The organism is Streptomyces sp. GDS52 (assembly GCF_052246875.1).
In the GTDB taxonomy this organism is placed as follows: Bacteria; Actinomycetota; Actinomycetes; order Streptomycetales; family Streptomycetaceae; genus Streptomyces; species Streptomyces cathayae.
In genome coordinates this window covers 316,245-338,735 of sequence record NZ_CM125966.1, presented here as the reverse complement: position 1 = coordinate 338,735, position 22,491 = coordinate 316,245, and the positions used below count along the sequence as shown (strand labels likewise).

Sequence of the window (22,491 nt, the reverse complement as noted above, 5' to 3'; positions counted from 1 at the left end):
CAGAAGGAACAAGGAGCACCCCGTGAAGAAGACCCTCGTCGGCGGCGCTGCCGCCGCCACCGCGGCCACTGCCGTCACCGCCCTCGCCGTCCTCGTCAGGGGAGTCCTCCCCGACGTCAGGCGATACCTGCGGATGCGCAGGATGTGAACCGAACGGCCCACGCAGGCGTGTGATCCCGGCGCGCCGGTCGGCCGGCCCGGGGAGGCGCGTCTGTAATGGGCGCCGGACAGGCAGTCACGGGCGCAGGACGGAGACCGATGCACGAGATGTCCATCGCGCTGGCCGTCGTCGACCAGGTGGAACAGGCGGCCCGGCCCGCCGGGGCCACGGGCGTCGCACACGTGGCCCTCGACGTGGGCGAACTGGCCGGCGTCGTCCCGGACGCGCTCGCCTTCTGCTTCGAACTGGCCTGCGCCGGCACCGTCCTGGAAGGTGCCGAACTGACCACCCGGACCGTCCCCGGCACGGCGCGCTGCACCGGGTGCGGCGAGGTGTGGGAGGTCGGCATGCCTCCCCGCCTGCTGTGCCCCGGCTGCGGACAGGCCGCGGCCGAACTGCTCTCCGGCCGCGAACTGCGCATCAGCGAGGTGCGGTGGGCCGCCCGGGAACAACAGCCCGCCCCCGAACGGCAGTCCGCGCCGGCCACGCCGCGGCCGGCCGGCACCACGTGAACCCGTCTTCGAGGTAACCCGTCTTCGAGGTGAGCCGAACCATGTGCAAAGTCGTCGATCTCCAACAGGCGGTCCTCGCCAAGAACACGACCGTCGCCCGGCTGCTGCGCTCCGAGCTGGCCGCCCGCGGCACCACGGTCGTCAACCTGCTCTCCAGCCCCGGCAGCGGCAAGACCGCCCTGCTGGAACGCGAACTGCTGCTGGCCCGGGAACGCCAGGTCACCGTCGCCGCGCTCACCGCGGACCTGGCGACCGAGAACGACGCCGAACGGCTCGCCCGCTCCGGCGCCCCCGTCAAGCAGGTCCTCACCGACGGGCTGTGCCACCTGGAGGCGGACATGCTCGCCGGGCACCTTGACGGCTGGCTCCCCGAGCACACCCGGCTGCTGTTCGTGGAGAACGTGGGCAACCTGGTCTGCCCGGCCTCGTACGACCTCGGCGAGTCGCTGCGGGTCGTGCTCGCCTCCGTGACCGAGGGGGAGGACAAGCCGCTCAAGTACCCGACGGCCTTCGGCCTCGCCCAGCTCGTGATCGTCACCAAGACCGACCTGGCCGCACCCGCGGACTTCGACGAGGCGGCCTTCCGCGCAGGCGTCCAGCAGGTCAACCCCGGCGTGGAGGTGGTCCTCACCTCCGTGCGCACCGGAGCGGGCGTGGGCACGCTGCTCGACCGGGCGCTCGCGGCGGCGCAGGGCACCGCGCCCCACGCCCCGGTGATGGCCAGGGCGCAGGCGTGACCGCTCCCCAGCCCGTGGCCGACCGCGCGCCGGCCCCGCGGCGCAGCCGGGTCGTCGTGCGGGGCGTGGTGCAGGGCGTCGGCTTCCGGCCGTACCTGTACACCCTGGCCACCGAACTCAGGCTCTCCGGCCATGTGACCAACACCGCGGACGGCGTCGTCGTCGAGGTCGAGGGCGATCCCTCGTCCGTGGACCGGTTCTGCGCGCGCATCGCCCCCGACGCCCCGCCGCTGGCGCTCGTCGAGTCGGTCGACGCCACCGAGGTGCCCACCACCGGCGCCGACGGATTCTCCATCGTCCCCTCACGCGCCGGCGGCCCCGCCCGCACGCTCGTCTCGCCGGACACCGCGACCTGCGACGACTGCCTCGCCGAACTCACCGACCCGGCGGACCGGCGCCACCGGCACCCGTTCATCACCTGCACGCACTGCGGGCCGCGGTTCACCATCGTCACCGGCCTCCCCTACGACCGCGACCACACGACCATGGCCGGCTTCCCCCTGTGCGCCGACTGCGCCCGGGAGTACGCCGACCCGGCCGACCGCCGCTTCCACGCGCAGCCCGTGGCCTGCCCCGCCTGCGGGCCGCGGTTACGGCTGACCGTGGCCCCCGGGAAAGGCGGCGGCCCCGAACCCTCCGGCCCCGAACCCGCCGACCCGATCCGCGCCGCGCGTGACCTGCTCGCCGCCGGGGCGATCCTCGCGGTGAAGGGCCTGGGCGGCTACCACCTGGCCTGCGACGCGACCGACCCCCGGGCCGTGGCCGAACTGCGCCGCCGCAAGGCCCGCGGGGACAAGCCGTTCGCCCTGATGGCCCGGGACGTCGCCGACATCGCCCACCTGGTCCACGCCGGACCGGCGGAGCGCGAGCTGCTCACCGCCAAGGAGCGGCCCATCGTCCTGATGCGGCGCCGCCGCACCGGCGCCCAGGACCCCGGCCGCCCGTGGCCCGCCCGGGAGGTCGCCCCCGGCAGCCCCGACCTCGGCGTCATGCTCCCGTACACCCCCGTGCACCACCTGCTGCTCGAAGCCGACGACGACCACGGCTCCACGCCGTCACGACTGCTGGTCATGACCAGCGGGAACCTCGCCGGCGAACCCATCGTCACCGACGACGCGGAGGCCCTGGAACGGCTGTCCGGCCTGGCGGACGCCTGGCTGCTGCACGACCGGCCGATCCACGTACCGTGCGACGACTCGGTGATGCGGATCTGCGACGGCGAGCCGCTGACCCTGCGCCGCTCCCGCGGCCACGCCCCGCTGCCGCTCACCCTGCCCGTCCCCGTGACCCCGGCACTCGCCGTCGGCGGCGACCTCAAGAACGCCTTCTGCCTCGGTGAGGACCGCAGGGCCTGGCTGTCGGCGCACATCGGGGACATGGACGACCTCGCCACCCAACAGGCCTTCGCCCGCGCCGAGCGGCAACTGGAGGCGATCACCGGGGTCCGGCCCGCACGTCTGGTCGCCGACCGCCACCCCGCCTACCGCTCGGGCCGCTGGGCCGAACGGCACGCCGCCGGACGGCCCGTCCTGCGCGTCCAGCACCACCACGCCCACGTCGCGTCCGCCATGGCCGAGCACGGCCTCGACGGCAGCCACCCCGTCCTCGGGGTCGCCTTCGACGGCACCGGCCACGGGGACGACCGGGCCGTGTGGGGCGGTGAGTTCCTGGCAGCGGACTACACCGGCTTCTCCCGCTTCGCGCACCTCGCCTACGTGCCGCTGCCCGGCGGGGACACCGCCGTCCGGCGCCCGTACCGGATGGCCCTGGCCCATCTGCGCGCCGCGGGCGTCCCGTGGGACGGGGACCTGCCGTGCGAGGCCGCCTGCCCGCCCGACGAACTCCGCCTTCTCGAGCAGCAGTTGACGCGCGGGCTGAACTGCCCGCCCACCTCGAGCATGGGCCGCCTCTTCGACGCCGTGTCCTCCCTCGCCGGAGTGTGCCACCACGCGGGGTACGAGGCGCAGGCCGCCGTCGAACTCGAGGCCGCCGCGGTGACGGCCGACGCCTGTGCGGACGACGCCCGCTACACCTTCCGGCTCACCGGCGGGAACGGCACCCCCCGCACCGCCGACCCCGCGCCCCTGCTGGCCGCGGTCGTCGACGACGTGCGGGGCGGCGTCCGGCCGTCCCTGGTCGCGGCGCGCTTCCACCACGCCGTCGCCGGGCTCGTGCGGGAGGTGTGCCGTCTGGCCCGCGGCGAACTCGGCCTGGAGACGGTGGCCCTGACCGGAGGGGTGTTCGCCAACGTGCTGCTCTCGTCGGCGTGCGCGACCCGGCTGCGCGCCGACGGCTTCACCGTGCTGCGCCACCGGCGCATCCCGCCGGGCGACGGAGGGCTCGCCGTGGGCCAGCTCATGGTGGCCGCCCGTACCGGAGCCGCCGCCACCGGGTGACGCAGCCGCACCCGAACCCGCGACAGTGAGGAGAGAACGCATGTGTCTTGCGGTACCCGGCAGAGTGCTGGACGTCGAGGACCGGGACGGAACCCGGATGGCCACGGTCGACTTCGGAGGAGTCGTCAAAGAGGTGTGCCTGGAGTACCTGCCGGACCTGAAGGCCGGTGAATACGCCATCGTCCACGTCGGGTTCGCGCTCCAGCGGCTCGACGAGGAATCGGCCCGCAGAACCCTGGAGCTGTTCGAGAACCTCGGCATGCTCCAGGAGGAGTTCGGCGACCCCTGGGAACAGGCGGCCGCCCAGGGCGCCGCGCAGCAGCCCCCGCACCACACCACCGCCCCGGAGGCACAGCAGTGAAGTACATCGAGGAGTTCCAGGACCCCGACCTCGCCGAACGGCTGCTGGACGACATCCGGGCCACCGTCACCCGCCCGTGGGCGCTGATGGAGGTCTGCGGCGGCCAGACCCACACCATCATCCGGCACGGCATCGACCAGCTCCTCCCCGAGGAGGTCGAGCTGATCCACGGCCCGGGCTGTCCCGTCTGCGTCACCCCGCTGGAGGTGATCGACAAGGCGCTGGAGATCGCCTCCCGCCCCGACGTCATCTTCTGCTCCTTCGGCGACATGCTCCGCGTGCCCGGCACCGGACGCGACCTGTTCCAGGTGCGCGGCACCGGCGGGGACGTCAGGGTCGTCTACTCCCCGCTCGACGCGCTGCGCGTCGCCCAGCAGAACCCGGACCGGCAGGTGGTCTTCTTCGGCATCGGCTTCGAGACGACCGCCCCGCCCAACGCGATGACGGTGTACCAGGCGCGCAAGCTCGGCATCCGCAACTTCAGCCTGCTGGTCTCGCACGTACGGGTGCCGCCGGCGATCGAGGCGATCATGCAGTCGCCGGACTGCCGGGTGCAGGCGTTCCTCGCCGCCGGACACGTGTGCAGCGTCATGGGGATGGACGAGTACCCGGGACTCGCCGAGCGCTTCGGCGTGCCCATCGTCGTCACCGGGTTCGAACCGCTCGACATCCTGGAAGGCGTCCGCCGTACCGTCCGCCAGCTGGAACGCGGTGAGCACACCGTCGACAACGCCTACCCGCGCGCCGTGCGTCCGGAGGGCAACCCGGCGGCCCGGGCCATGCTCGACGACGTCTTCGAGGTCACCGACCGCGCCTGGCGCGGCATCGGCGTCATCCCGGACAGCGGCTGGCGGCTCTCCTCGCGCTACCGCGACTACGACGCCGAGCACCGCTTCGCCGTCGACGGCATCACCACCCGCGAACCGGCCGCCTGCCGCAGCGGCGAAGTGCTGCAAGGGCTGCTCAAGCCGCACGAGTGCGAGGCGTTCGGAACCACCTGCACCCCGCGCTCACCGCTCGGCGCCACCATGGTCTCCAGCGAGGGTGCCTGCGCCGCGTACTACCTCTACCGGCGGCTCGAGCTGAACACCCCGGCGAGGCCGGCCGCGTCCCTGGAGGGCAGCCCCGTTGTCTGACACCACCGGCACCGTCCCCGGCGCCGTCCGGCAGGCCGAGGACACCCGCCCGGACATGCTCAACTGGACCTGCCCCGTACCGCTGCGCGACCAGCCGCGGATCGTCATGGGCCACGGCGGCGGCGGAGCCCTGTCCGCCGAGCTCGTCGAGCAGCTCTTCACCCCCGCCTTCGGCGGCCCGGCACCGGAGGCGCTGACCGATTCCGCCGCCCTGGAACTCGGCGGGGCCAAGCTGGCCTTCTCCACCGACTCCTTCGTGGTGCGCCCGCTGTTCTTCCCCGGCGGCAGCATCGGGGACCTCGCGGTCAACGGCACCGTCAACGACCTCGCCATGAGCGGGGCCCGACCCGCCTATCTGTCCTGCGGCTTCATCCTCGAGGAGGGCACCGGCACGGACGTCGTCGGACGGATCGCCGCGGCGATGGGCGCCGCAGCCCGGGCCGCGGGGGTGGAAGTCGTCACCGGCGACACCAAGGTCGTCGAGGCCGGCCACGGCGACGGCGTCTACATCAACACCTCCGGCATCGGACTGATCCCCCCGGGCGTGGACCTGCGGCCGGGGCGGGTGGTCCCGGGGGACGTCGTCCTCGTCAGCGGGGCGATCGGCGTCCACGGGGTGGCGATCATGAGCGTGCGGGAGGGGCTGGAGTTCGGGGTGGAGATCCTGAGCGACTGCGCCCCGCTCGGCGGTCTCGTCGAGGCGATGCTCGCCGTCACACCCGACCTGCACGCCCTGCGGGACCCCACCCGCGGCGGACTGGCCGCCTCCCTCAACGAGATCGCCGCCGCCTCCGGCACCGGGATCGTGGTGCGGGAACGCGCCGTGCCGGTGCCCGACGCGGTGACCAACGCGTGCGCGGTCCTGGGGCTGGACCCGATGTACGTGGCCAACGAGGGGAAGCTCGTGGCGTTCGTGCCGCCCGCCCACGCGGACGCCGTCCTGGCCGCCATGCGCGCCCATCCCCTGGGCGCCGAGGCCGCGGTGATCGGCGAGGTGACCGACGCGCACCCCGGTATGGTCGTCGCCCGCACCGCGCTGGGCGGCACCAGGGTGGTGGACCTGCCCCTCGGCGAGCAGCTGCCGCGGATCTGCTGAGGACCGCCGGCCGCGGCCCCGGAACCACGGGGCCGCGGGGCGGCCGGGGCCGTCGTGCCCGGCTCGCACCCCGTGCCGTGCGGGCCGGGCACGACGTTCTTCTCCTCAGTCCCGGCCGCGTGCGTGCTTGAACCGCGCCAGGCCGTCCGCGAGGCCGATCAGCGGCCCGGGGTAGTCCAGGCGCGCGCGTTCGTCCTCGGGCAGCAGCCACGGTTCATGGACGCGCTTGCCCGCCACCTCCCGTAGTTCCGGCACCCAGCGGCGTACGTACGCGCCCCGCGGGTCGAGGCGTCTGCCCTGCGTGACCGGGTTGAGCACGCGGTGGGGGCGGGTGTCGGTGCCGGTCCCGGCGACCCACTGCCAGTTGAGCTGGTTGTTGACGATGTCGCCGTCCACGAGCAGGTCGAGGAAGTGCCGGGCGCCGATCCGCCAGTCCACGTACAGGGTCTTGGCCAGGAAACCGGCTGCCAGCAGGCGTGCCCGGTTGTGCATCCAGCCCTCGTGACGCAGCTGGCGCATCGCCGCGTCGACGACCGGGTACCCGGTACGGCCCTCCCGCCACGCGGCGATGTCCTCGGACGCCTCCTCCTCGGTGCGCCACCGGTCGTGCCGGGTGCGGTAGTCCAGGGCGGAGGCCGCCGGCCGTGCCGCCAGCACCTGGTGGTGGAAGTCGCGCCAGCACAACTGGCGCACGAACGCGTCCGCCCCGGGCCCGCCGTGCGCGCGGGCCCGCCGGACGAGTTCCACCGGCGAGAGGGCTCCGAAGTGCAGGTACGGCGACAACCGGGAGGTCGCGTCGCCCGCCAGGTCGTCGTGGTGGTCCTCGTACCCGGACAGTTCCTCGCGGGCCCACCGGGAGAACCGCTCACGCCCCCGTGTCTCCCCGCCGGACGGCAGGCCCGGGGAGAGGCCGGACAGCCCGTCGCGGGACGGCAGCGGCTCACCGCGCACCGCCTCCGGGACGCGTACGGTGCGCGGTGTCGGACAGGTGTCCCGCAGCCGCTCCTGCGACCAGCGGCGGAAGTAGGGCGTGAACACGGCGTAGTGATCGGAGCCGGCCGGAGTCACCGCCCCCGCCGCCACGGCGGTGATCACGCCGTCGTGCACGCGCAGTGCCACGCCGTGGTCGCCGAGTTCCTCGCGCAGCCGCTCCTCCCGGCGCTGGGCGTACCCGGTGACCCCGGCGGCCATGTGCACCTCAACGGCTCGGCACTCCGCGGCGAGCGCGCGGACCTCCCGTACGACCGGCCCCGCACGCACCACCAGCCGGCCGCCGCGCCGGCGCAGTGAGGCGTCCAGGTCGGCCAGGCAGTCGGCGAGGAAGGCGCTGCGGTTGGGCGCGTCGAAGCCGGCCGCGTGGACACCCGGGTCGCGTACGAACAACGGCACCACCTCGTCCGCCGCCGCGAGGGCGGCGCGCAGCGGGGGATGGTCGTGCAGACGCAGGTCCGAGGTGAACAGGACGACCGCGACGGTCATGGTGTCACTCCTGGTGTCGTGAAGCGGTGCGATGGCCGCTGTTCCCGGATGCTCCGCCCGACGGGGGAGGGCCGGACGCGGTCGGCGGGGCCGGCGGGGATTCAGCCCCGCGCGCGCCCATGCCCTTGGCCGCGGCCTGGGTGATGTTGCGGGCCATGCCGCCGAAGACGACGGCGTGGAAGGGGGCGACGGACCACCAGTAGGCGTGGCCCGGCAGACCGCGTGGGTGGAACAGCGCGCGCTGCCGGTAGCGGGTACGGCCCCCGGCGTCCGTCTCGGCGTACATCTCCAGCCACGCCAGGCCCGGCAGTCGCATCTCCGCCCGCAGCCGCAGCAGCCGTCCGGGCTCGATCTCCTCCACCCGCCAGAAGTCCAAGGAGTCCCCGGCCCGCAGGCGCTCGGCGTCACGCCGTCCGCGCCGCAGCCCGACCCCGCCGACGAACCGGTCCAGCCAGCCCCTGACCGCCCAGGCGAGCGGGAAGGAGTACCAGCCGTTGTCGCCGCCGATGCCCTCGATCACCTTCCACAGCGCCTCGGGTGACGCGTCGACCGACAACTGCCGTTCGTCCTGGTAGAGGCTGCCGCCGGCCCAGTCCGGGTCGGTGGGCAGCGGATCGCTCGGGGCCCCCGGCACGGCCGCCGACGACCAGCGGGTGGCCACCTGTGCCTCCCGCACCCGCCGCAGGGCCAGCGCCAGCGCCTCATCGAACGGCAGGGGCCGGCCCGGGGCGTCGGGCACGTACCGGGCGATGTCGTGCTCCCGGCAGACCACCTCGTGCCGCAGCGACTCCGTCAGCGGCCGGGCGAGGGCGGCGGGCACCGGGGTGACCAGGCCGATCCACAGGCTGGACAGCCGCGGGGTGAGGACCGGCACCGACACGATGAGCCGCCGCCGCAGCCCGGCGACGCTGGCGTACCGGCGCATCATGTCCTGGTACGTGAGGACGTCCGGTCCGCCGATGTCGAACGCCCGGTCGACGTCGGCCGGCATGGTGGCCGAGCCGACGAGGTAGTGCAGTACGTCCCGCACCCCGATGGGCTGGGTCCGGGTGTGCACCCAACGGGGGGTCACCATCACCGGCAGCCGCTCGGTCAGATAGCGCAGCATCTCGAAGGAGGCCGACCCCGAGCCGATGACGACCGCCGCCCGCAGCACGGTGGCGGGCACCGGGGCGTCGAGGAAGATCCGCCCGACCTCGGCCCGCGACCGCAGGTGCGGGGAGAGCGATCCTTCGGGCATGTCCGGCGGGGTGAGCCCGCCCAGGTAGACGATCCGCCGCACACCGGCGGCGTGCGCCTGCTCGGCGAAGACACGGGCCGCACGGCGGTCGGTCTCCTCGAAGCCGGAACCGCCCGCGAGGGCGTGCACCAGGTAGTACGCGACGTCGATCCCGTGCAGGGCCGCGGCGACCGAGTCCGCGTCCGTGACGTCGCCCCGCACCGTCTCGACGTCCCCCGCCCAGGGGTGGTCGCGGAGTTTGTCCGGGGAACGGGCCAGGCAACGGACGCGATGGCCGGCCTCCAGCAGTTCGGGCACCAGACGTCCGCCGATGTACCCGGACGCCCCGGTGACCAGACAGTGCAACCGCTCTGGTTCCTGTCGTCCTTGCCGTCCTTGCCGTCCTTGCCGTCCGTCCATGCCCGTCATCGTTCCTCCTCGTGTTCGCCCCGATTGTCCCCCTCTCGCCGATCATGGCCGCACCAGCGCGCCCGCGCCCGTCGCGGCGAGTCGGCCGGCGGCCGGGAGGCGACCGTCCACCCGTACGGCCCGCCCCCGGACGCCGCCGTCCGCTCACCGGGACCGGGACCGGGGCACGGCGGGAGGCACCTCGTGTTCGGCGAGCGGGCCGACCGACAGGCCCGCATCGCGGCAGCCGTCCACGATGCCGGGCAGGGCACCGAGCGCGGCCCGCCAGCAGCCCGGGGCCGACATCCTGTCCGTGTCGTGCAGGAGGACGGTGCCGCCGCCGCGCAGACCGGCCGCGACGGCCGAGCACACCGACGCCGGGGTGGCCCCGGCCGTCCAGTCCCTGCCCCAGGCGGTCCACAGCACCGGCCGCAGACCCGCCGCGCGGGCGGCCGCCCAGCGCCCGGAGGTGAGGACGCCGTAGGGCGGGCGGTACCAGCGGGGGTACCGGCCCGTCAGCTCCCGGACCGCGCCGGCCGCCCGCAGCAGGGCACGCACGTCGTCCGCCGGGGCCGGCCGCCAGGGACGGTCGTGGCTCCAGCCGTGCACGGCCAGTTCGTGCCCGCGGCGGACGGTCTCCCGCACCACGGAGGGATGCCGTACGACGCTGTCGCCCAGGACGAAGAAGGTCGCCCGGACCCCGAGCGCCTCCAGCGCGTCGAGGAAGCACGGGGTGGACCCGGGATCGGGCCCGTCGTCGAAGGTCAGCGCGACGTGGCCGGGACGCCCGACACCGGCGAGACGGGGGAGACGACGGCGCACCACGGGCAGCCAGGTGGCCGCCGGGGCGATGTGCGCCGCGGCGACGGCGGCGGGCGGAGCCAGCACGGCCGCCGCGCGCCGGGCGGGGGAGCGACCGGGGGAGCGACCGGGGGACGTGGGCATCGGCTGGGCCTCCTCGCCGTGTGTTCGGGGTGCTCGGGATTCCTACGGCACCGGCCGGACCGAGTCGGTACCCGGGCGCCGCGCCGCGGTGTCCCAGCTGCCGGAGACCAACGGGGCGCGGGCCAGCCCGGCGGCGCCCACCCCCATGAGCACCACGCCGGCCACCGCGGGCACCACCCGCACACCGAGCGCGATCTGCTCCCCGAACAGCGCCCACCCCAGCACCACGCTCACCAGCGCGTCACCCAGGGTCAGAGCGGGCTGGGACGCCGCCAGCGTCCCGGCCCGGAACGCGCTCTGGAGCAGCAGAAAGGCGACGGCTCCGGCGGCGACGGTGGCGTACGGGGGCCACGACGCCAGCAGGGCGCCCAGCCCGTCCGAAAACCTGCCGGTCATTTCCTTGAGCAGCGCCGCGGTCAGGGCGAAGCAGACCGCGGACGCCAGCCCCAGCAGCGCCGCGCGCGGCGCGCCCCGCACCGCACGGGCCGTCACCACCAGCACCGCCACGGCACCCAGCACCACCCCCGCGGCCACCGTCCACAGCCCCGCGGAGGCCGTGGACCGGCCGACGGTGGGAGCGGCCGAGATCAGGAACAGCGACAGCCCGACGGCCAGGGCGGCGAACGCCAGCCAGATGCCGGGGTCCGGCCGACGGTGGAAGACCACGCTGCCGACGACCAGGGTGAACAGCAACTCGGCGGCCATGAGCGGCTGGACCAGCGCGAGACTGCCCATGCCCAGAGCCGCCGCCTGCAGAACGGTGGACAGCGCGAGCAGCCCGGCACCCGCCACCCAATGGGGCCGCAGCAGCACACGCCCGAGCCAGCGGACGGCCTGGCGCAGCCCCGCACCTCCCTCCGGTTCCTCCGCCGCGGCCCGCCGCTGCAGCACCGAGGACGAGGCGTTGGACAGCGCCGCCAGCAGGGTCAGGACGACGACCAGCACGCCGTACCACCGTTCAGTCGAACGCGGTGGCGAGCCGCCGGTACAGGGCCGGTGCCGCGCCGCGCACCCGGACGGGCAGCCGCAGCCAGCCGGGGACGTAGACCTCGTCCCGCCTCCGGGAGACCGCGCTCCACACGGCGCCGGCGACCCGCTCGGGCGGCACCGGCCGGGGCCACGCCCGCCGGTAGGGGGCGCCGCGCCGCTCGAAGAACGGAGTGTCCACCACCCCCGGCACCACCAGGCTGACCGCGACGCCGCTGCCGCGCAGTTCGTACCGCAGGGCGTCGGCGAAGACGGCCAGCGCCGCCTTCGCCGCCGAGTACACGGCCTCTCCCCGCACGCCCACCATCCCCGCGACGGACCCGATGAGCACCACGCGCCCGGAGCCCGCCTCCACCATGTGCGGCACCAGTTCACGGACCAGGCGCAGCGTGGCCAGGAGGTCCACCTCGACGACCTCCTCGAGGGCGGACGGGGGCATGGCGCGGAACTCCCCGGCCCAGCCGATGCCGGCGCCGGCCACCAGAAGATCCACTCGACCGGCGTACTCGAGGGCGAACCGGGTCAGCTGCCGCTCGGCGCCGGGCCGGGTCAGGTCCGCCGGGAAGACCGAGGCCGGGGCCCGTTCCGCGACGTGGTGGAGGCGTGCCGCGTCCCGCCCGGTGAGGACGAGACGCCACCCCTTCGCGGAGAGCGTCCGGGCCACGGCGGCGCCGATGCCCGAGGAGGCGCCGGTCACCAGCGCCGCGCCCGGACGCCCGGCTCCGCCGGCCGGAGACCCCGGCACCGCGTCGGCCGGGGCGACGGACGTCCGGGGGAACAACACGTCGGCTGTGCCGGCACGAGAAGCGTGAGACATGGGCTGCACCTTGGCTGCGAGGGAGAACACCCGAGAGGCCGCCCCCTGCGGCCGCTCCCGGCGTTCGGCGGGGGCACCCCGAGAAGTATCCCGGGCCCCGCCGGTGAAACACGGGACAGCATGTTTCACCGGCACAGCGGAAGGAGACCCGCCACCCCGTGCACTCACCGTCCTCGGTGCCCCGCCGGTGCGTGTCGGCGGACGGCGGGCAGCGACTGCTGATCGTCAGCGCGAGCATGGGAGCCGGCCACGACACGGTGGCCGGCGAACTCGCCCGCCGTGCCCGGGAACAGGGCCACGAGGCACAGGTCGTGGACCTCCTGCGGCTGCTTCCGCACGGCCTGGGCACCGCGGTGCGCCTCTTCTACCGGTCGTCGGTACGGCACTTCCCCTGGGCGTACGCGGGCCTCTACCACGCGCTGTTCCGCCCCGGTCCGGGCCGCCGCCCCAGTGGCGTCCCCCTCGCCCGGCTGGCGGGCGGCCGTCTGACGGACCTCGTGGAGCGGACGGGCGCCGACGTGGTGGTCCCGGTCTTCCACCTGGCCGCCCAACTGACCGGTCACCTGAGGGCCCGGGGGTGCCTGCGGCCCCCGAGCGCCGTCTTCGTGATCGATTTCGCCGTCCACCGGCAGTGGCTGCATCCCGGCAACGACCTGTACCTCTGCCTCACCGACGAGGCCGCGCGGGACGTGGGCCGGAGCACCGCGGTGCCCGCCGAGACGGCCGGACCGGTCGTGGCACCCGGCTTCCTCGCGCCGGCCGCCGGGGCCGCGGAGTGGCGACTGCGCTTCGAGCGGTACGCACCCGGCCGCCCGCCCGTGGTGCTCTCCGCCGGAGCCTGGGGCGCGGCTTCGGCGCTGGAGGGGACGGCTCGGCTGCTCACCGCCGCCGGTTTCCTCCCGGTCGTGCTGTGCGGCCGGAACGAACGCCTGCGGGCCCGCCTGGCCGGGGTTCCGGGCACGTTCGTACCGGACTGGGTCACCGACATGCCCGGCCTGCTGCGTGCGGCCCGCGTCCTGGTCGACAACGCCGCCGGTCAGACCGCCGTACAGGCTCTCGCCTCCGGGCTGCCCGTGGTGGGCTACCGCCCGCTGCCCGGGCACGGAAGGGAGGGGGTGCGACGGATGGCGGCGCTCGGCGTCTCGGAGATCGCCCCGGACGCCGGCGCCTTGCTGCACGCCCTGCGGCGGTTGTCGGCGGACGGCGCGTACCGGGACCGCCGGACCGCCCGCGGGCGGGAGCTCTTCCGGGGGGACGCACTGGCACGGGTGACCGCACTCGCCGGCATGCCCTCCGGGTGATCCGCCGGAACGGCCGGGAAGAGGCGCCGAGGCCGTGCACGGCCTCGCCCTGCGCCAGGTGCCGTACGCGTCAGTCGTTCCGGGCCGGTTCCGTCCCCGCCCGCGCGGGCGGGTTCCGGGTGAACCGGTGCCCGTGGTGGTCGAGGAGCCAGTGGCCGAACAGGGCGCCGCCGAAGATGACGAATCCCACGCCGATGAGCCACGACTCGACGATGAGGACGACACCGACGGTGCCGTAGCTGATCGCGTTGTCGACGATCAGCGGTGTGAAGACGAAGTAGGAGAAGCCCCGCAGACCGATCAGACCCACCATGGTGGCGACCGCCCCCGGCAGCAGGTGCCACCAGCGGACCTGGCCGCCCAGCAGGAAGCGCTGCCCCCACCAGAAGAACAGGACGCCGGTCAGCAGCGAGAGGGCGATTCGCTCAGGCCCGTGCAGGGCGTGGCGGGTCAGCACTTCCTGGTAGAGGAACGCGGTCAGGACGCACAGCCAGGTCGCCTGACGCCAGATGCGGTGCCACGGCCCGGGAGGCAGGTTCCAGATCCGCTCGTAGCCGTTCTGGATGCTCCCGCCCAGCGGGACACCGAACACGGCGAGTGCCAGCCCGCCCCACACGCTGGTGGTGCCGACCACCTCGCGCGGCGGGCTGATGATCTCCGTGAGCAGGTGCGCGGACCGGCCGGACAGGCCCATGCCGTCCGCGAGCCAGGACGCGAAGCCGCCCCGCCCGAGCGGATCGGCGGCGGCGACCACGATGAGCAGGGGCGCCAGCGTGACCAGAGCCAGGGTGGCGAACCCCAGGGCCCGGTGCATCAGCTCCAGGCCACGGCCGCGCCGCATCAGGGTGTGAGCGCCCAGCCACTCCCATCCGTGCCGGAGCGTGCCCAGATGACGCCTCACGGTGTGCCCCTTCGTCGGCTCGCGTACACGCGTTTGTGTCACCTGACGGCAGACGGACCAAACCTGGATGCGGCCGTCGTGGTGGGCGGGGACGCGGCCGGCCTCTGCAACCCGGCCTGCGCCGCACGAGGCACCTGCCCGCCCCGCGAGTGACGCCGGAGGCCGATCGCTCGCACTTCCGGGCCTGACGCCCGCGCCGTCCGCCCCGGGTGCCGGAGCGGACGGCGCGTGGGCGCCCTGTGTCACCGTTCCGGTGACGCGCCGGTGGCCGTGGCCTACCAGCGGTTGCGGTGCACGACCTCTTCGACCGGGCGGCGGCTCACCGGACCGAACCTGCCGCGCGGCCACCCCACCGGGACGGCCGCGAAGGTGTTCATGTCGTCGGGAATGCCCAGGGCCGCCTTCCACTCGTCCTCCAGCATCAGATGCCAGATGGTGATGTTGGCGGCCAGGCCCAGGCCCCGCGCGGCGAGCAGCAGGTTCTGCACGCCCGGGTAGACGCAGGAGCCCTCCGCGAGTGCGGCGAAACGCTCCTGGATCCGCCCCATGCGTGCCGTCCCCTCGGCGCCGAGCTCCTCGGCGTAGCGCCGCATGCCCTCCTCCTCGATCCTCGGCTCCGGGAACCGGTAGCAGGGGATGATCAGTGCCGGGGTCTCGGCGAAGTGGTCGCGCTGGTACTCGATGGCGGCGGCCATGCGTCCGTACGCGGCCTCGTCCATGCCGGCGGGGGCGTACTTGCCGGTCGTGGCCAGGTAGGCGTCCACGCACCGCTTCCACAGCGGGGCGAGGTCGGCCATGACCGCGGGGTCGGTGACGACGACGTACTCGTAACGCTGCATGTTGCCGCCGCTGGGGCCCCACACGGCCGCCTGTATCAGCCGGTCCAGGAGCTCGTCGGGCACCGGGTCGGGCCGCAGGCGCCGCATGGCCCGCATGGTGGACATGGTCGCGAAGAGGGCCGGTTCGTCGGTGTCGCCGGCCGGTGTCCCGGAGAGGGTGGTTTCAGAGGTCATGATCGTGAGTGTAGGGACGCCACGCCCCGCCCGGACCACCCGGTCACGTTTACGCCGTCGTACCGGGAAGATCCATCTGCCCCGAACCCAGCGGCTCTTGACGCCCCGTCACCGAACTCGCCGAGAAGCGTACGGAGGCGGTCCCGGTCGACGGGGCGACAGCGGCCCTGAGGCTCGGACGGCCCGCCGATGCGCCCGCCCCGGCGGGCCCCGGTCCCGCCTCGGACGCCGGGCCCCGCCCGCGTTTGCCCTGTGCGCAGGTGGGGACTCGGCGCCCATGACTGCAACGCCACGCCACCGCCGCATGAGGCAGAACCGAATGTTGTGGCTCCTGGAGCGTCTGGAACGGGCGCCCCGGGCGGACCCGGCGATCGACGCTCTCCGGTCGGCAGTCCGCTCCCTGCCGCTGGGGCGCGGACGGGACGTGCTGCACGGCAGGTGGCTGGGGCACCCGCTCCATCCGCTGATGGTGCAGGTGCCGGTCGGGAGCTGGCTGTCCGCGGCCGTGCTGGACACCCTGCCCGGCCGCTCCCGCGAGGCGGGCCTGCTCGTCGGTGTCGGCCTGGCCACGGCCGCGCCCGCCGCGCTGGCGGGCGCCGTCGACTGGGCGGAGCTGCACCGCGAGCAGGCACGTGTGGGGCTGGTGCACGCCATGGCGAACTGGGCGGCCGTGGGCCTGTACGCGACCTCGCTCACCTGCCGCCTCAAGGGGCGTACGGGTGCCGGCCGGACCTACGGCTTCCTGGGGCTGACGGCGGTGGGGATCGGCGGCCTGCTGGGCGGCCACCTGGCCTACCGCCAGGCGTCCGGAGCCAACCACGCGGAAGAGGTTCCGCACGTCGTCCGGGAGGGCTGGCACCGGGTCGGTGCCGTGGCCGAGTTCCCGGCCGGGCAGCCCGTGCGGCGCGTCGTGGACGATGTGCCGGTCCTGGTGGTCCGTGAACCCGGCGGGGTGATCCACGCACTGGCCGAGCGGTGCAGCCATCTCGCCGGTCCGCTGTCCGAGGGCACGGTCGCCGACGGATGTGTCCGGTGCCCGTGGCACGGCAGCGTCTTCCGCCTCTCGGACGGCTGGAACGTCCGCGGTCCGGCCACCGCACCGCAGCCCGCCTTCGACACCCGGATCGTCGAGGGGGACGTCGAGGTGCGTCTGCGCCGAGCCGACCGGGAAGCGGACGGCGAGTGGAGCGGGAGCGGAGCGGGCCTGGCCAGCGGGTACGCCGGCTGACAGCCGCTCCGCCCGTACACCACGCCGTCCGCGCCGGGCGCCGTCACCCCGGAGCGAGGGCCACCGTCGTCGTGACCCGGGTGAGGGCGGGGGCCGACGGCGTCGAACCGAACCCGAAGCGCACGGGTGGTTCGACCGGTGCCATCACACCGAGGTCGGTGCTCCCGAAGGCAGCCGACACCGCACGGATCGGCAGCAGGTCCCGGGCGCCGTACCACTCGCGGCGCCCTCCCCCGGCACTGCCCCGGGTCCGCACACCGGGGAGCAACAGACGGGCGGGCCGGTCCGTCAGCGCGCTCCACGCCGGACGGCGGGCGAGCACGCCGGGAACGGCCCGCAGGACGAGGCCCAGAAGCCGTCGCCGGCCGGTGGTGAAGCGCAGGTCGAGCGGCCCCGCGGCGACGGTCCAGGTGCCGTCCGTGACACGCACGTCGACCGGAACGACACGCACCGTGTCGAAGACGTAGGTACCGCTGACGAAGTCGGCCGTCTCCTGCGTGGGGGCCAGCAGCAGCCGCTCCCCGTCGGCCCGTTCCAGCATCACGTCGCTGAACGCCCCGAACGGTGAACGCTGCCAGTGCCCGAGCACGATCCGCGTACCCGAGGAGGTGCCCGTGCCGGCGATCCAGCCGTCGAAGCGCAACCGCGGACGCCGCGCGGCCCCGCCGGGCATCCGGTTCATCCGCTCGTCCTCCTCCGCTCGTCCTCCTCCGTCCCTCCTCCTCCGCCCCTCCGCGGACTCCTCGGGTGAGCCACGCGGCGTCGGTCGTGGCGCGCGCAACAGGCGGTGTCCTCTTCCGCCGGCTCGACCGGGTGCCCCGTTCGAGCCCCTTCCATGCGACGGCCTTCAGCGCGGCGAGCCCGGCCGCTTCTTCGAGGGGCACACGGTCGGCCTATAGTGGGCCGCATGAGCCGTTGGAGGGAGTTGACCGGGGAGACGTCCGGCGAGGACTACGCCGCACGGTTCGCGGCCCTGGCCCACAGCGGTAAGGACGTGCACGGGGAGGCAGGGTTCTGCGCGGCGCTCGTACCCGCAGGAGCGCGGGTGCTGGACGCCGGGTGCGGCACCGGACGGGTCATGATCCGGCTCGCGGAGCTCGGATACGACTGTGTCGGGGTGGATCTCGACGCGTCGATGCTGGCGGTGGCGCGGCAGCAGGCGCCGGGACTGCCCTGGTTCCAGGCCGATCTGGCCGCCTTCGAGCCGGACCTGCTCGGCATCGCGGCGGACTTCGACCTCGTGGTCGCCGCAGGAAATATTTTCCCGCTGCTCGCCGCCGGCACCGAGGCCACGGTGGTCCGGCGCCTGGCCGAGGCCCTGCGTCCGGGCGGTCTGCTGGTCGCCGGCTTCGGCCTGGACGAAGCCCACCTGCCCGTGCCGCCCGGCATCACGCTGCCCGAGTACGACGACTGCTGCGCCGCAGCCGGCCTCACCCTCGTCGACCGCTTCGCCACCTGGGACGCCGCCCCCTACGCCGGCGGCGGCTACGCCGTCAGCGTCCACCGCCGGTGAGGACGTGAGAGTTCGGCCCGCGGCCCGCGCGCCCCGGCACCGTCGGTCGCGCACCCCTCCCGACGCCGCGCACTGCTGAGCCGGGCAACGGCCGTCGACGCGCCCTTCGAAGCCACGGTCACCGCTCTGGCCGGATGTCTCCTCGGCATTCCCTCCCCCACCGGCCACACTTGTTCCTCCACGACACCTGCGCACCGTTCGACGGTGGCCCGCGCCGGGGAGCCCACAGGATGCTGCCAGAGACCACGCCCGAGGACGACGGGACGACCACGCCGCCCACCCCTGACCGGCGGCCCCCCGCGGACCGCGTCACCCTGAAAGCCGACCTGCGGGCCACGCTGCCCGACGCGAGCGCGGCGTTCGTCCTCACGGCGGCCGTGTTCGTGTTCTTCTGGGCCCGCATGGAGTCGGGCGACTCGGCGACGGTCGCGGTCATGCCGTTCATGGACGACCCGCGTACGTACTGGATGTACCTGCTCAGCCAGGCGTTCGGCTGGTCGGGACTGCTGTGGGCGTGGGGCACGGTCATGCTCGGGCTGCTGCTGTCGGGGCCGCGCCCGGCCCGGCTGCCCGTCTCCCGTCAGGTCCTGGAGCGCTGGCACCGCACCACCAGCCTGACCACGATGGCGCTGATGTTCGCGCACGCGCTGATGTTCTCGGCCGAACTCGTGCGCTACGAAGCCCAGGTGGGGTGGGCCAGGCGGCTGTGGGTCGGCTTCGCGGACGCCTTCGTGCCCGGCTGGTACGACTCCGGGACCGGCCGCATCGCCATCCCGCTCGGCCAGGGCGCCCTGTACCTGGCGATCCCCCTGGGCCTGCTGTTCTACGTCCGGCACCGCATCGGTGCGAACACCTGGCGCCGGCTGCACCGCTTCGTGATCGTCGTGTACGTGCTGAGCGTGTGGCACACCCTGCTGTACGGCACCAACGTCTGGTACGGCGAGTGGCCGCGCACCGTGCTGTGGCTGCTGCAACTGCCGGTCGCCGTCCTGCTGTTGCTCCGGCTGCTGCGGCCGGCCCGGCGGGCGGAGCGGCTGCGTGCGCCGGCCCGGCCCGGGAGCGGCTCCCTGCCGGGCTGGATCCTGCGGGCCGCGGGCAGGATCGCCGCCGCGGCCGTCGTGATCGGTCTCCTCGCGGTGGTGGCGTCCGGCCACGACGGCGGCAGGGACCGCCCGACCGATCCCCCCGCGAGCAGCCCGCACGCCCCCGAAACGGAATGACCGCCCGACCCGGGCCGGCGGCCGAGGCGCCCGACCCCTGCCGCGGCCCCCGCAGACCGAACCGCATCGGGTCGACGTGCTGCGCGTCGAGTCCGTCCCCTTCAGCGAACCACGCCAGGTCTGCCTGCTCCGGTGCGCGGGATCTTGATCGGGGATTCTTTGCGCATGATACTTCCGCCTGTTCAGGAGAAGACCGAGTTGATCGAGGTCGTCCGCATCACCGACCCGATGAGGCATCTCAGCGCGGCGGACCTGGTGGGTGACGATGTCGTGCTCTGGGAGGCGGCCCAGGCCAGGGACGCCCTGACGCTGATCGGTTCTGTGCCAAAGGGTGAGCGGTATCGCTGTTTCACCCCGGGCTGGGGTGTCCGTGCTCGGAGCGCGACCGACCTGCTTTTCCGGATCGCCTTCTGCTTCAACGATTCCGCGGCTCCACGCCGGGCCGACTCAAGGGGCTCTTCCGACGCAGGTGAGGGACGCCACGCCCTCCCGGTCGAAGCGCCGGTCACGAGACGGCCGTCTTCAGCGAACGGAACACCCGACCGCTGCCCACCGCACGGCGGACCCCAGGTCGCCTCCACGTGTGATCACCGAGAGCCCGTGCCACGGCATCCACCACACCGGCCGCCGTGCGGTCGCCCGCACCGGCCTCCGGGAAACGCAGGACGGCCGGGTCCCACGCCCTGGTGCGCGGTCAGGGGCCGAAGGGGCACGTCCCGTGCCCTGTCCGGCACTGTCGGCCATCGGCCCGGACGACGAGCATCGTCGATGAGGAGACCGTTCGTCCGACGAGAGGACCTGTGATGACCGCGACGGTGACAGCCGGCCCCCGGACCGCCGACGCCCGACGGCAGTTCGTCGGAAGCGGATGGCGTGAGCGCGTCGACGTACGCGACTTCATCCAGGCCAACTACACACCCTACGAAGGCGACGCCTCCTTCCTGACCGGCCCCACGGACCGCACGCGCGCGGTCTGGGAGAAGGTCAGCGCGCTGTTCCCCGAGGAGAGGCGCAAGGGCGTCCTCGACGTGGACACCGCCACCCCGTCCACGATTACTTCCCACGCCCCCGGCTTCATCGACCGCGACCGCGAGCTGATCGTCGGCCTGCAGACCGACGCCCCGCTGAAGCGGGCGATCATGCCCAACGGCGGTCTGCGCATGGTGGAGAACGGTCTGAAGGCGTACGGCTACGAGGCCGACCCCTTCGTGTCGAAGGTTTTCGGGACCTACCGCAAGACCCACAACGACGGAGTCTTCGACGCCTACACCCCGGCGATGCGGGCCGCCCGCAGGGTCGGCATCATCACCGGCCTGCCGGACGCCTACGGGCGCGGACGCATCATCGGCGACTACCGGCGCGTCGCGCTCTACGGCACCGACCGGCTGGTGGAGGCCAAGCGCGCCGAACGCGCCCTGCTGGACGCCCGGCCGTCCACCGCGGACGTCATCCGCGACCGCGAGGAACTGGCCGAACAGATCCGGGCGCTGGGCGAGCTGACCCGCATGGCGGCGGCCTACGGCTGCGACGTCACCCGGCCCGCGACCACCGCGCACGAGGCGGTCCAGTGGCTCTACCTCGGCTTCCTCGCCGCGGTGAAGGAGCAGAACGGCGCCGCGATGTCCCTGGGCCGCACCTCCACCTTCCTGGACGTCTACCTCCAACGGGACCTGGACGAAGGGCTCCTCGACGAGACCCGTGCCCAGGAACTGATCGACGACTTCGTCATCAAGCTCCGCATCGTGCGGTTCCTGCGCACCCCCGAGTACGACACCCTGTTCTCCGGCGACCCGACCTGGGTGACGGAATCCATCGGCGGCATCGGCACCGACGGCCGACCGCTGGTCACCCGCACCTCCTTCCGCTTCCTGCAGACCCTCTACAACCTCGGCCCGGCCCCCGAGCCCAACCTGACCGTGCTGTGGTCGCCCCGGCTCCCGGACGGCTTCAAGGAGTTCTGCGCCCAGGTGTCCATCGACACCAGCGCCGTCCAGTACGAGTCCGACGACCTGATGCGCCCGCGCACCGGCGACGACACCGCCATCGCCTGCTGCGTCTCCGCGATGGCGGTCGGCAGGCAGATGCAGTTCTTCGGTGCCCGCGTCAACCTCGCCAAGGCCCTGCTCTACGCGGTCAACGGCGGCCGTGACGAGATGACCGGCGACCAGATCACCCCCGAGACGCCGCCGCTGACCGGCGAGTACCTCGACTACGACGAGCTGTCGGCCGCGTACGACCGGGTCCTGGACTGGCTCGCCCGGACGTACGTGGAAGCGCTCAACGTCATCCACTACATGCATGACAAGTACGCCTACGAGCGCATCGAGATGGCCCTGCACGACCACCCCGTGCACCGCTTCATGGCCTGCGGCATCGCCGGTCTGTCCGTCGCCGTGGACAGCCTGTCCGCCGTCAAGCACGCCCGGGTCAGGGTGTTCCGCGACGCGACCGGACTGGCCGTGGACTTCAGGACCGAGGGCGAGTTCCCGGCGTACGGCAACAACGACGACCGCGTCGACGCGCTCGCCGTCGACCTGGTGGAGTCCTTCATGGCGAAGGTGCGCCGGCACCCCACCTACCGCGACGCCGAGCACACCCAGTCCGTGCTGACCATCACCTCCAACGTCGTTTACGGCAGGCACACCGGCAACACCCCCGACGGCCGCCGTGCCGGACAGCCCTTCGCCCCCGGCGCCAACCCGATGAACGGCCGCGACCGGCACGGGGTGGCCGCCTCGGCCCTGTCGGTGGCCAAGCTGCCGTACGAGGCGGCACGGGACGGCATCTCCCTGACCACCACGATCACCCCGGAGGGACTGGGGCACGTCCCCGGGGAACGCGCCGGTCACCTGGTCGGCATCCTGGACGCGTACACGGCCTCCGGCGGTTTCCACATGAACGTCAACGTCCTGGACCGGGCGACCCTGGAGGACGCCATGGAGCACCCGGAGAAGTACCCGGAGCTGACGGTCCGGGTCTCCGGATACGCCGTCAACTTCGTCCGTCTGACCCGGGAGCAGCAGCTCGACGTGATCAGCCGCACCTTCCACGGATCGCTGTGA

Annotated in this window: 20 protein-coding genes; 12 read left to right on the top strand and 8 right to left on the bottom strand. The window is 73.9% G+C overall.

Annotated elements, in window-relative coordinates; genetic code table 11:
* Positions 1-22 precede the first annotated feature (22 nt).
* The 7 genes from ACTWJ9_RS01665 to hypE all read left to right on the top strand — a co-directional run bounded on the left by ACTWJ9_RS01665 (position 23) and on the right by hypE (position 6,398).
* Positions 23-148, top strand: a complete 126-nt coding sequence (locus ACTWJ9_RS01665) for a DUF6893 family small protein (RefSeq protein WP_279332262.1) — start codon at positions 23-25, stop codon at positions 146-148.
* Positions 149-258: 110 nt separating this feature from the next.
* Positions 259-672, top strand: a complete 414-nt coding sequence (locus ACTWJ9_RS01660; RefSeq protein WP_279332261.1) for a hydrogenase maturation nickel metallochaperone HypA/HybF — start codon at positions 259-261, stop codon at positions 670-672.
* 41 nt (positions 673-713) lie between these two features.
* Positions 714-1,409, top strand: coding sequence for a hydrogenase nickel incorporation protein HypB (gene hypB / locus ACTWJ9_RS01655; protein WP_279332260.1), 696 nt, complete (start codon positions 714-716; stop codon positions 1,407-1,409).
* Positions 1,406-3,805, top strand: a complete 2,400-nt coding sequence (gene hypF, locus ACTWJ9_RS01650; RefSeq protein ID WP_279332259.1) for a carbamoyltransferase HypF — start codon at positions 1,406-1,408, stop codon at positions 3,803-3,805. The genes hypB and hypF overlap by 4 nt, the downstream gene beginning before the upstream one ends.
* A gap of 40 nt (positions 3,806-3,845) precedes the next feature.
* Positions 3,846-4,166 (top strand): HypC/HybG/HupF family hydrogenase formation chaperone, encoded by a 321-nt coding sequence (locus tag ACTWJ9_RS01645; protein ID WP_279332258.1) that lies wholly within the window; start codon positions 3,846-3,848, stop codon positions 4,164-4,166.
* Positions 4,163-5,302: a hydrogenase formation protein HypD gene (gene hypD / locus ACTWJ9_RS01640; protein WP_279332257.1), complete on the top strand. Its 1,140-nt coding sequence runs from the start codon at positions 4,163-4,165 to the stop codon at positions 5,300-5,302. The genes ACTWJ9_RS01645 and hypD overlap by 4 nt, the downstream gene beginning before the upstream one ends.
* The gene (gene hypE / locus ACTWJ9_RS01635) at positions 5,295-6,398 is read left to right on the top strand and encodes a hydrogenase expression/formation protein HypE (protein ID WP_387036550.1); all 1,104 of its coding nucleotides are present in this window, start codon (positions 5,295-5,297) and stop codon (positions 6,396-6,398) included. The genes hypD and hypE overlap by 8 nt, the downstream gene beginning before the upstream one ends.
* Positions 6,399-6,503: 105 nt before the next feature.
* On the opposite strand, the gene ACTWJ9_RS01630 is transcribed toward hypE, so the two are convergent.
* From ACTWJ9_RS01630 to ACTWJ9_RS01610, 5 genes are all read right to left on the bottom strand, one after another.
* Positions 6,504-7,877: a cryptochrome/photolyase family protein gene (locus ACTWJ9_RS01630; protein ID WP_279332256.1), complete on the bottom strand. Its 1,374-nt coding sequence runs from the start codon at positions 7,875-7,877 to the stop codon at positions 6,504-6,506.
* A gap of 4 nt (positions 7,878-7,881) precedes the next feature.
* The gene (locus ACTWJ9_RS01625; protein WP_279332255.1) at positions 7,882-9,516 is read right to left on the bottom strand and encodes an SDR family oxidoreductase; all 1,635 of its coding nucleotides are present in this window, start codon (positions 9,514-9,516) and stop codon (positions 7,882-7,884) included.
* A 153-nt stretch (positions 9,517-9,669) separates the two neighbouring features.
* On the bottom strand, positions 9,670-10,449 hold the full coding sequence (locus ACTWJ9_RS01620) for a polysaccharide deacetylase family protein (protein WP_279332254.1): 780 nt from the start codon (positions 10,447-10,449) through the stop codon (positions 9,670-9,672).
* A 42-nt stretch (positions 10,450-10,491) separates the two neighbouring features.
* The gene (locus ACTWJ9_RS01615; RefSeq protein ID WP_279332253.1) at positions 10,492-11,394 is read right to left on the bottom strand and encodes a DMT family transporter; all 903 of its coding nucleotides are present in this window, start codon (positions 11,392-11,394) and stop codon (positions 10,492-10,494) included.
* A gap of 13 nt (positions 11,395-11,407) precedes the next feature.
* A complete protein-coding gene (locus ACTWJ9_RS01610) occupies positions 11,408-12,253 on the bottom strand; it encodes an SDR family NAD(P)-dependent oxidoreductase (RefSeq protein ID WP_279332252.1) in 846 nt (281 codons plus the stop codon).
* Between the two features lie 236 nt (positions 12,254-12,489).
* Here ACTWJ9_RS01610 and ACTWJ9_RS01605 point away from each other — a divergent pair, with 236 nt between their 5' ends.
* The gene (locus ACTWJ9_RS01605; RefSeq protein ID WP_279337833.1) at positions 12,490-13,554 is read left to right on the top strand and encodes an MGDG synthase family glycosyltransferase; all 1,065 of its coding nucleotides are present in this window, start codon (positions 12,490-12,492) and stop codon (positions 13,552-13,554) included.
* A gap of 70 nt (positions 13,555-13,624) precedes the next feature.
* Here ACTWJ9_RS01605 and ACTWJ9_RS01600 read toward each other — a convergent pair whose 3' ends face one another.
* Both ACTWJ9_RS01600 and ACTWJ9_RS01595 read right to left on the bottom strand, forming a co-directional pair.
* Entirely contained in the window at positions 13,625-14,395 is a 771-nt protein-coding gene (locus tag ACTWJ9_RS01600; RefSeq protein WP_279337832.1) for a ribonuclease BN, read from the bottom strand.
* Positions 14,396-14,730: 335 nt separating this feature from the next.
* Positions 14,731-15,468 carry a nitroreductase family protein gene (locus ACTWJ9_RS01595; RefSeq protein WP_279332251.1) on the bottom strand — a complete coding sequence of 246 codons (738 nt, stop codon included), beginning with the start codon at positions 15,466-15,468 and terminating at the stop codon, positions 14,731-14,733.
* Between the two features lie 304 nt (positions 15,469-15,772).
* On the opposite strand from ACTWJ9_RS01595, the gene ACTWJ9_RS01590 reads away from it, so the two are divergent.
* Positions 15,773-16,696, top strand: a complete 924-nt coding sequence (locus ACTWJ9_RS01590) for a Rieske (2Fe-2S) protein (RefSeq protein ID WP_279332250.1) — start codon at positions 15,773-15,775, stop codon at positions 16,694-16,696.
* Positions 16,697-16,739: 43 nt separating this feature from the next.
* On the opposite strand, the gene ACTWJ9_RS01585 is transcribed toward ACTWJ9_RS01590, so the two are convergent.
* On the bottom strand, positions 16,740-17,378 hold the full coding sequence (locus ACTWJ9_RS01585; RefSeq protein WP_279332249.1) for a hypothetical protein: 639 nt from the start codon (positions 17,376-17,378) through the stop codon (positions 16,740-16,742).
* 225 nt (positions 17,379-17,603) lie between these two features.
* Between ACTWJ9_RS01585 and ACTWJ9_RS01580 the strand changes: the two genes are divergently transcribed.
* The 3 genes from ACTWJ9_RS01580 (at position 17,604) to pflB (ending at position 22,491) form a co-directional block, all read left to right on the top strand.
* Complete coding sequence (locus ACTWJ9_RS01580) at positions 17,604-18,209, top strand: class I SAM-dependent methyltransferase (RefSeq protein ID WP_279332248.1); 606 nt, start codon at positions 17,604-17,606, stop codon at positions 18,207-18,209.
* A 230-nt stretch (positions 18,210-18,439) separates the two neighbouring features.
* Positions 18,440-19,429 (top strand): ferric reductase-like transmembrane domain-containing protein, encoded by a 990-nt coding sequence (locus tag ACTWJ9_RS01575; RefSeq protein ID WP_443295063.1) that lies wholly within the window; start codon positions 18,440-18,442, stop codon positions 19,427-19,429.
* An 803-nt stretch (positions 19,430-20,232) separates the two neighbouring features.
* Positions 20,233-22,491 (top strand): formate C-acetyltransferase, encoded by a 2,259-nt coding sequence (gene pflB, locus ACTWJ9_RS01570; RefSeq protein WP_388705350.1) that lies wholly within the window; start codon positions 20,233-20,235, stop codon positions 22,489-22,491.

Bases quoted from the DNA above. Each gene is read 5' to 3' on its own strand.
- ACTWJ9_RS01575 (WP_443295063.1), top strand. From the start codon at position 18,440: ATGCTGCCAGAGACCACGCCCGAGGACGACGGGACGACCACGCCGCCC.
- ACTWJ9_RS01595 (WP_279332251.1), bottom strand. From the start codon at position 15,468: ATGACCTCTGAAACCACCCTCTCCGGGACACCGGCCGGCGACACCGAC.
- ACTWJ9_RS01630 (WP_279332256.1), bottom strand. From the start codon at position 7,877: ATGACCGTCGCGGTCGTCCTGTTCACCTCGGACCTGCGTCTGCACGAC.
- ACTWJ9_RS01660 (WP_279332261.1), top strand. From the start codon at position 259: ATGCACGAGATGTCCATCGCGCTGGCCGTCGTCGACCAGGTGGAACAG.
- ACTWJ9_RS01610 (WP_279332252.1), bottom strand. From the start codon at position 12,253: ATGTCTCACGCTTCTCGTGCCGGCACAGCCGACGTGTTGTTCCCCCGG.
- ACTWJ9_RS01600 (WP_279337832.1), bottom strand. From the start codon at position 14,395: ATGCGGCGCGGCCGTGGCCTGGAGCTGATGCACCGGGCCCTGGGGTTC.
- ACTWJ9_RS01590 (WP_279332250.1), top strand. From the start codon at position 15,773: ATGAGGCAGAACCGAATGTTGTGGCTCCTGGAGCGTCTGGAACGGGCG.
- ACTWJ9_RS01625 (WP_279332255.1), bottom strand. From the start codon at position 9,516: ATGGACGGACGGCAAGGACGGCAAGGACGGCAAGGACGACAGGAACCA.
- ACTWJ9_RS01620 (WP_279332254.1), bottom strand. From the start codon at position 10,449: ATGCCCACGTCCCCCGGTCGCTCCCCCGGTCGCTCCCCCGCCCGGCGC.
- ACTWJ9_RS01645 (WP_279332258.1), top strand. From the start codon at position 3,846: ATGTGTCTTGCGGTACCCGGCAGAGTGCTGGACGTCGAGGACCGGGAC.
- ACTWJ9_RS01605 (WP_279337833.1), top strand. From the start codon at position 12,490: ATGGGAGCCGGCCACGACACGGTGGCCGGCGAACTCGCCCGCCGTGCC.
- hypB (WP_279332260.1), top strand. From the start codon at position 714: ATGTGCAAAGTCGTCGATCTCCAACAGGCGGTCCTCGCCAAGAACACG.
- ACTWJ9_RS01585 (WP_279332249.1), bottom strand. From the start codon at position 17,378: ATGAACCGGATGCCCGGCGGGGCCGCGCGGCGTCCGCGGTTGCGCTTC.
- pflB (WP_388705350.1), top strand. From the start codon at position 20,233: ATGACCGCGACGGTGACAGCCGGCCCCCGGACCGCCGACGCCCGACGG.
- ACTWJ9_RS01580 (WP_279332248.1), top strand. From the start codon at position 17,604: ATGAGCCGTTGGAGGGAGTTGACCGGGGAGACGTCCGGCGAGGACTAC.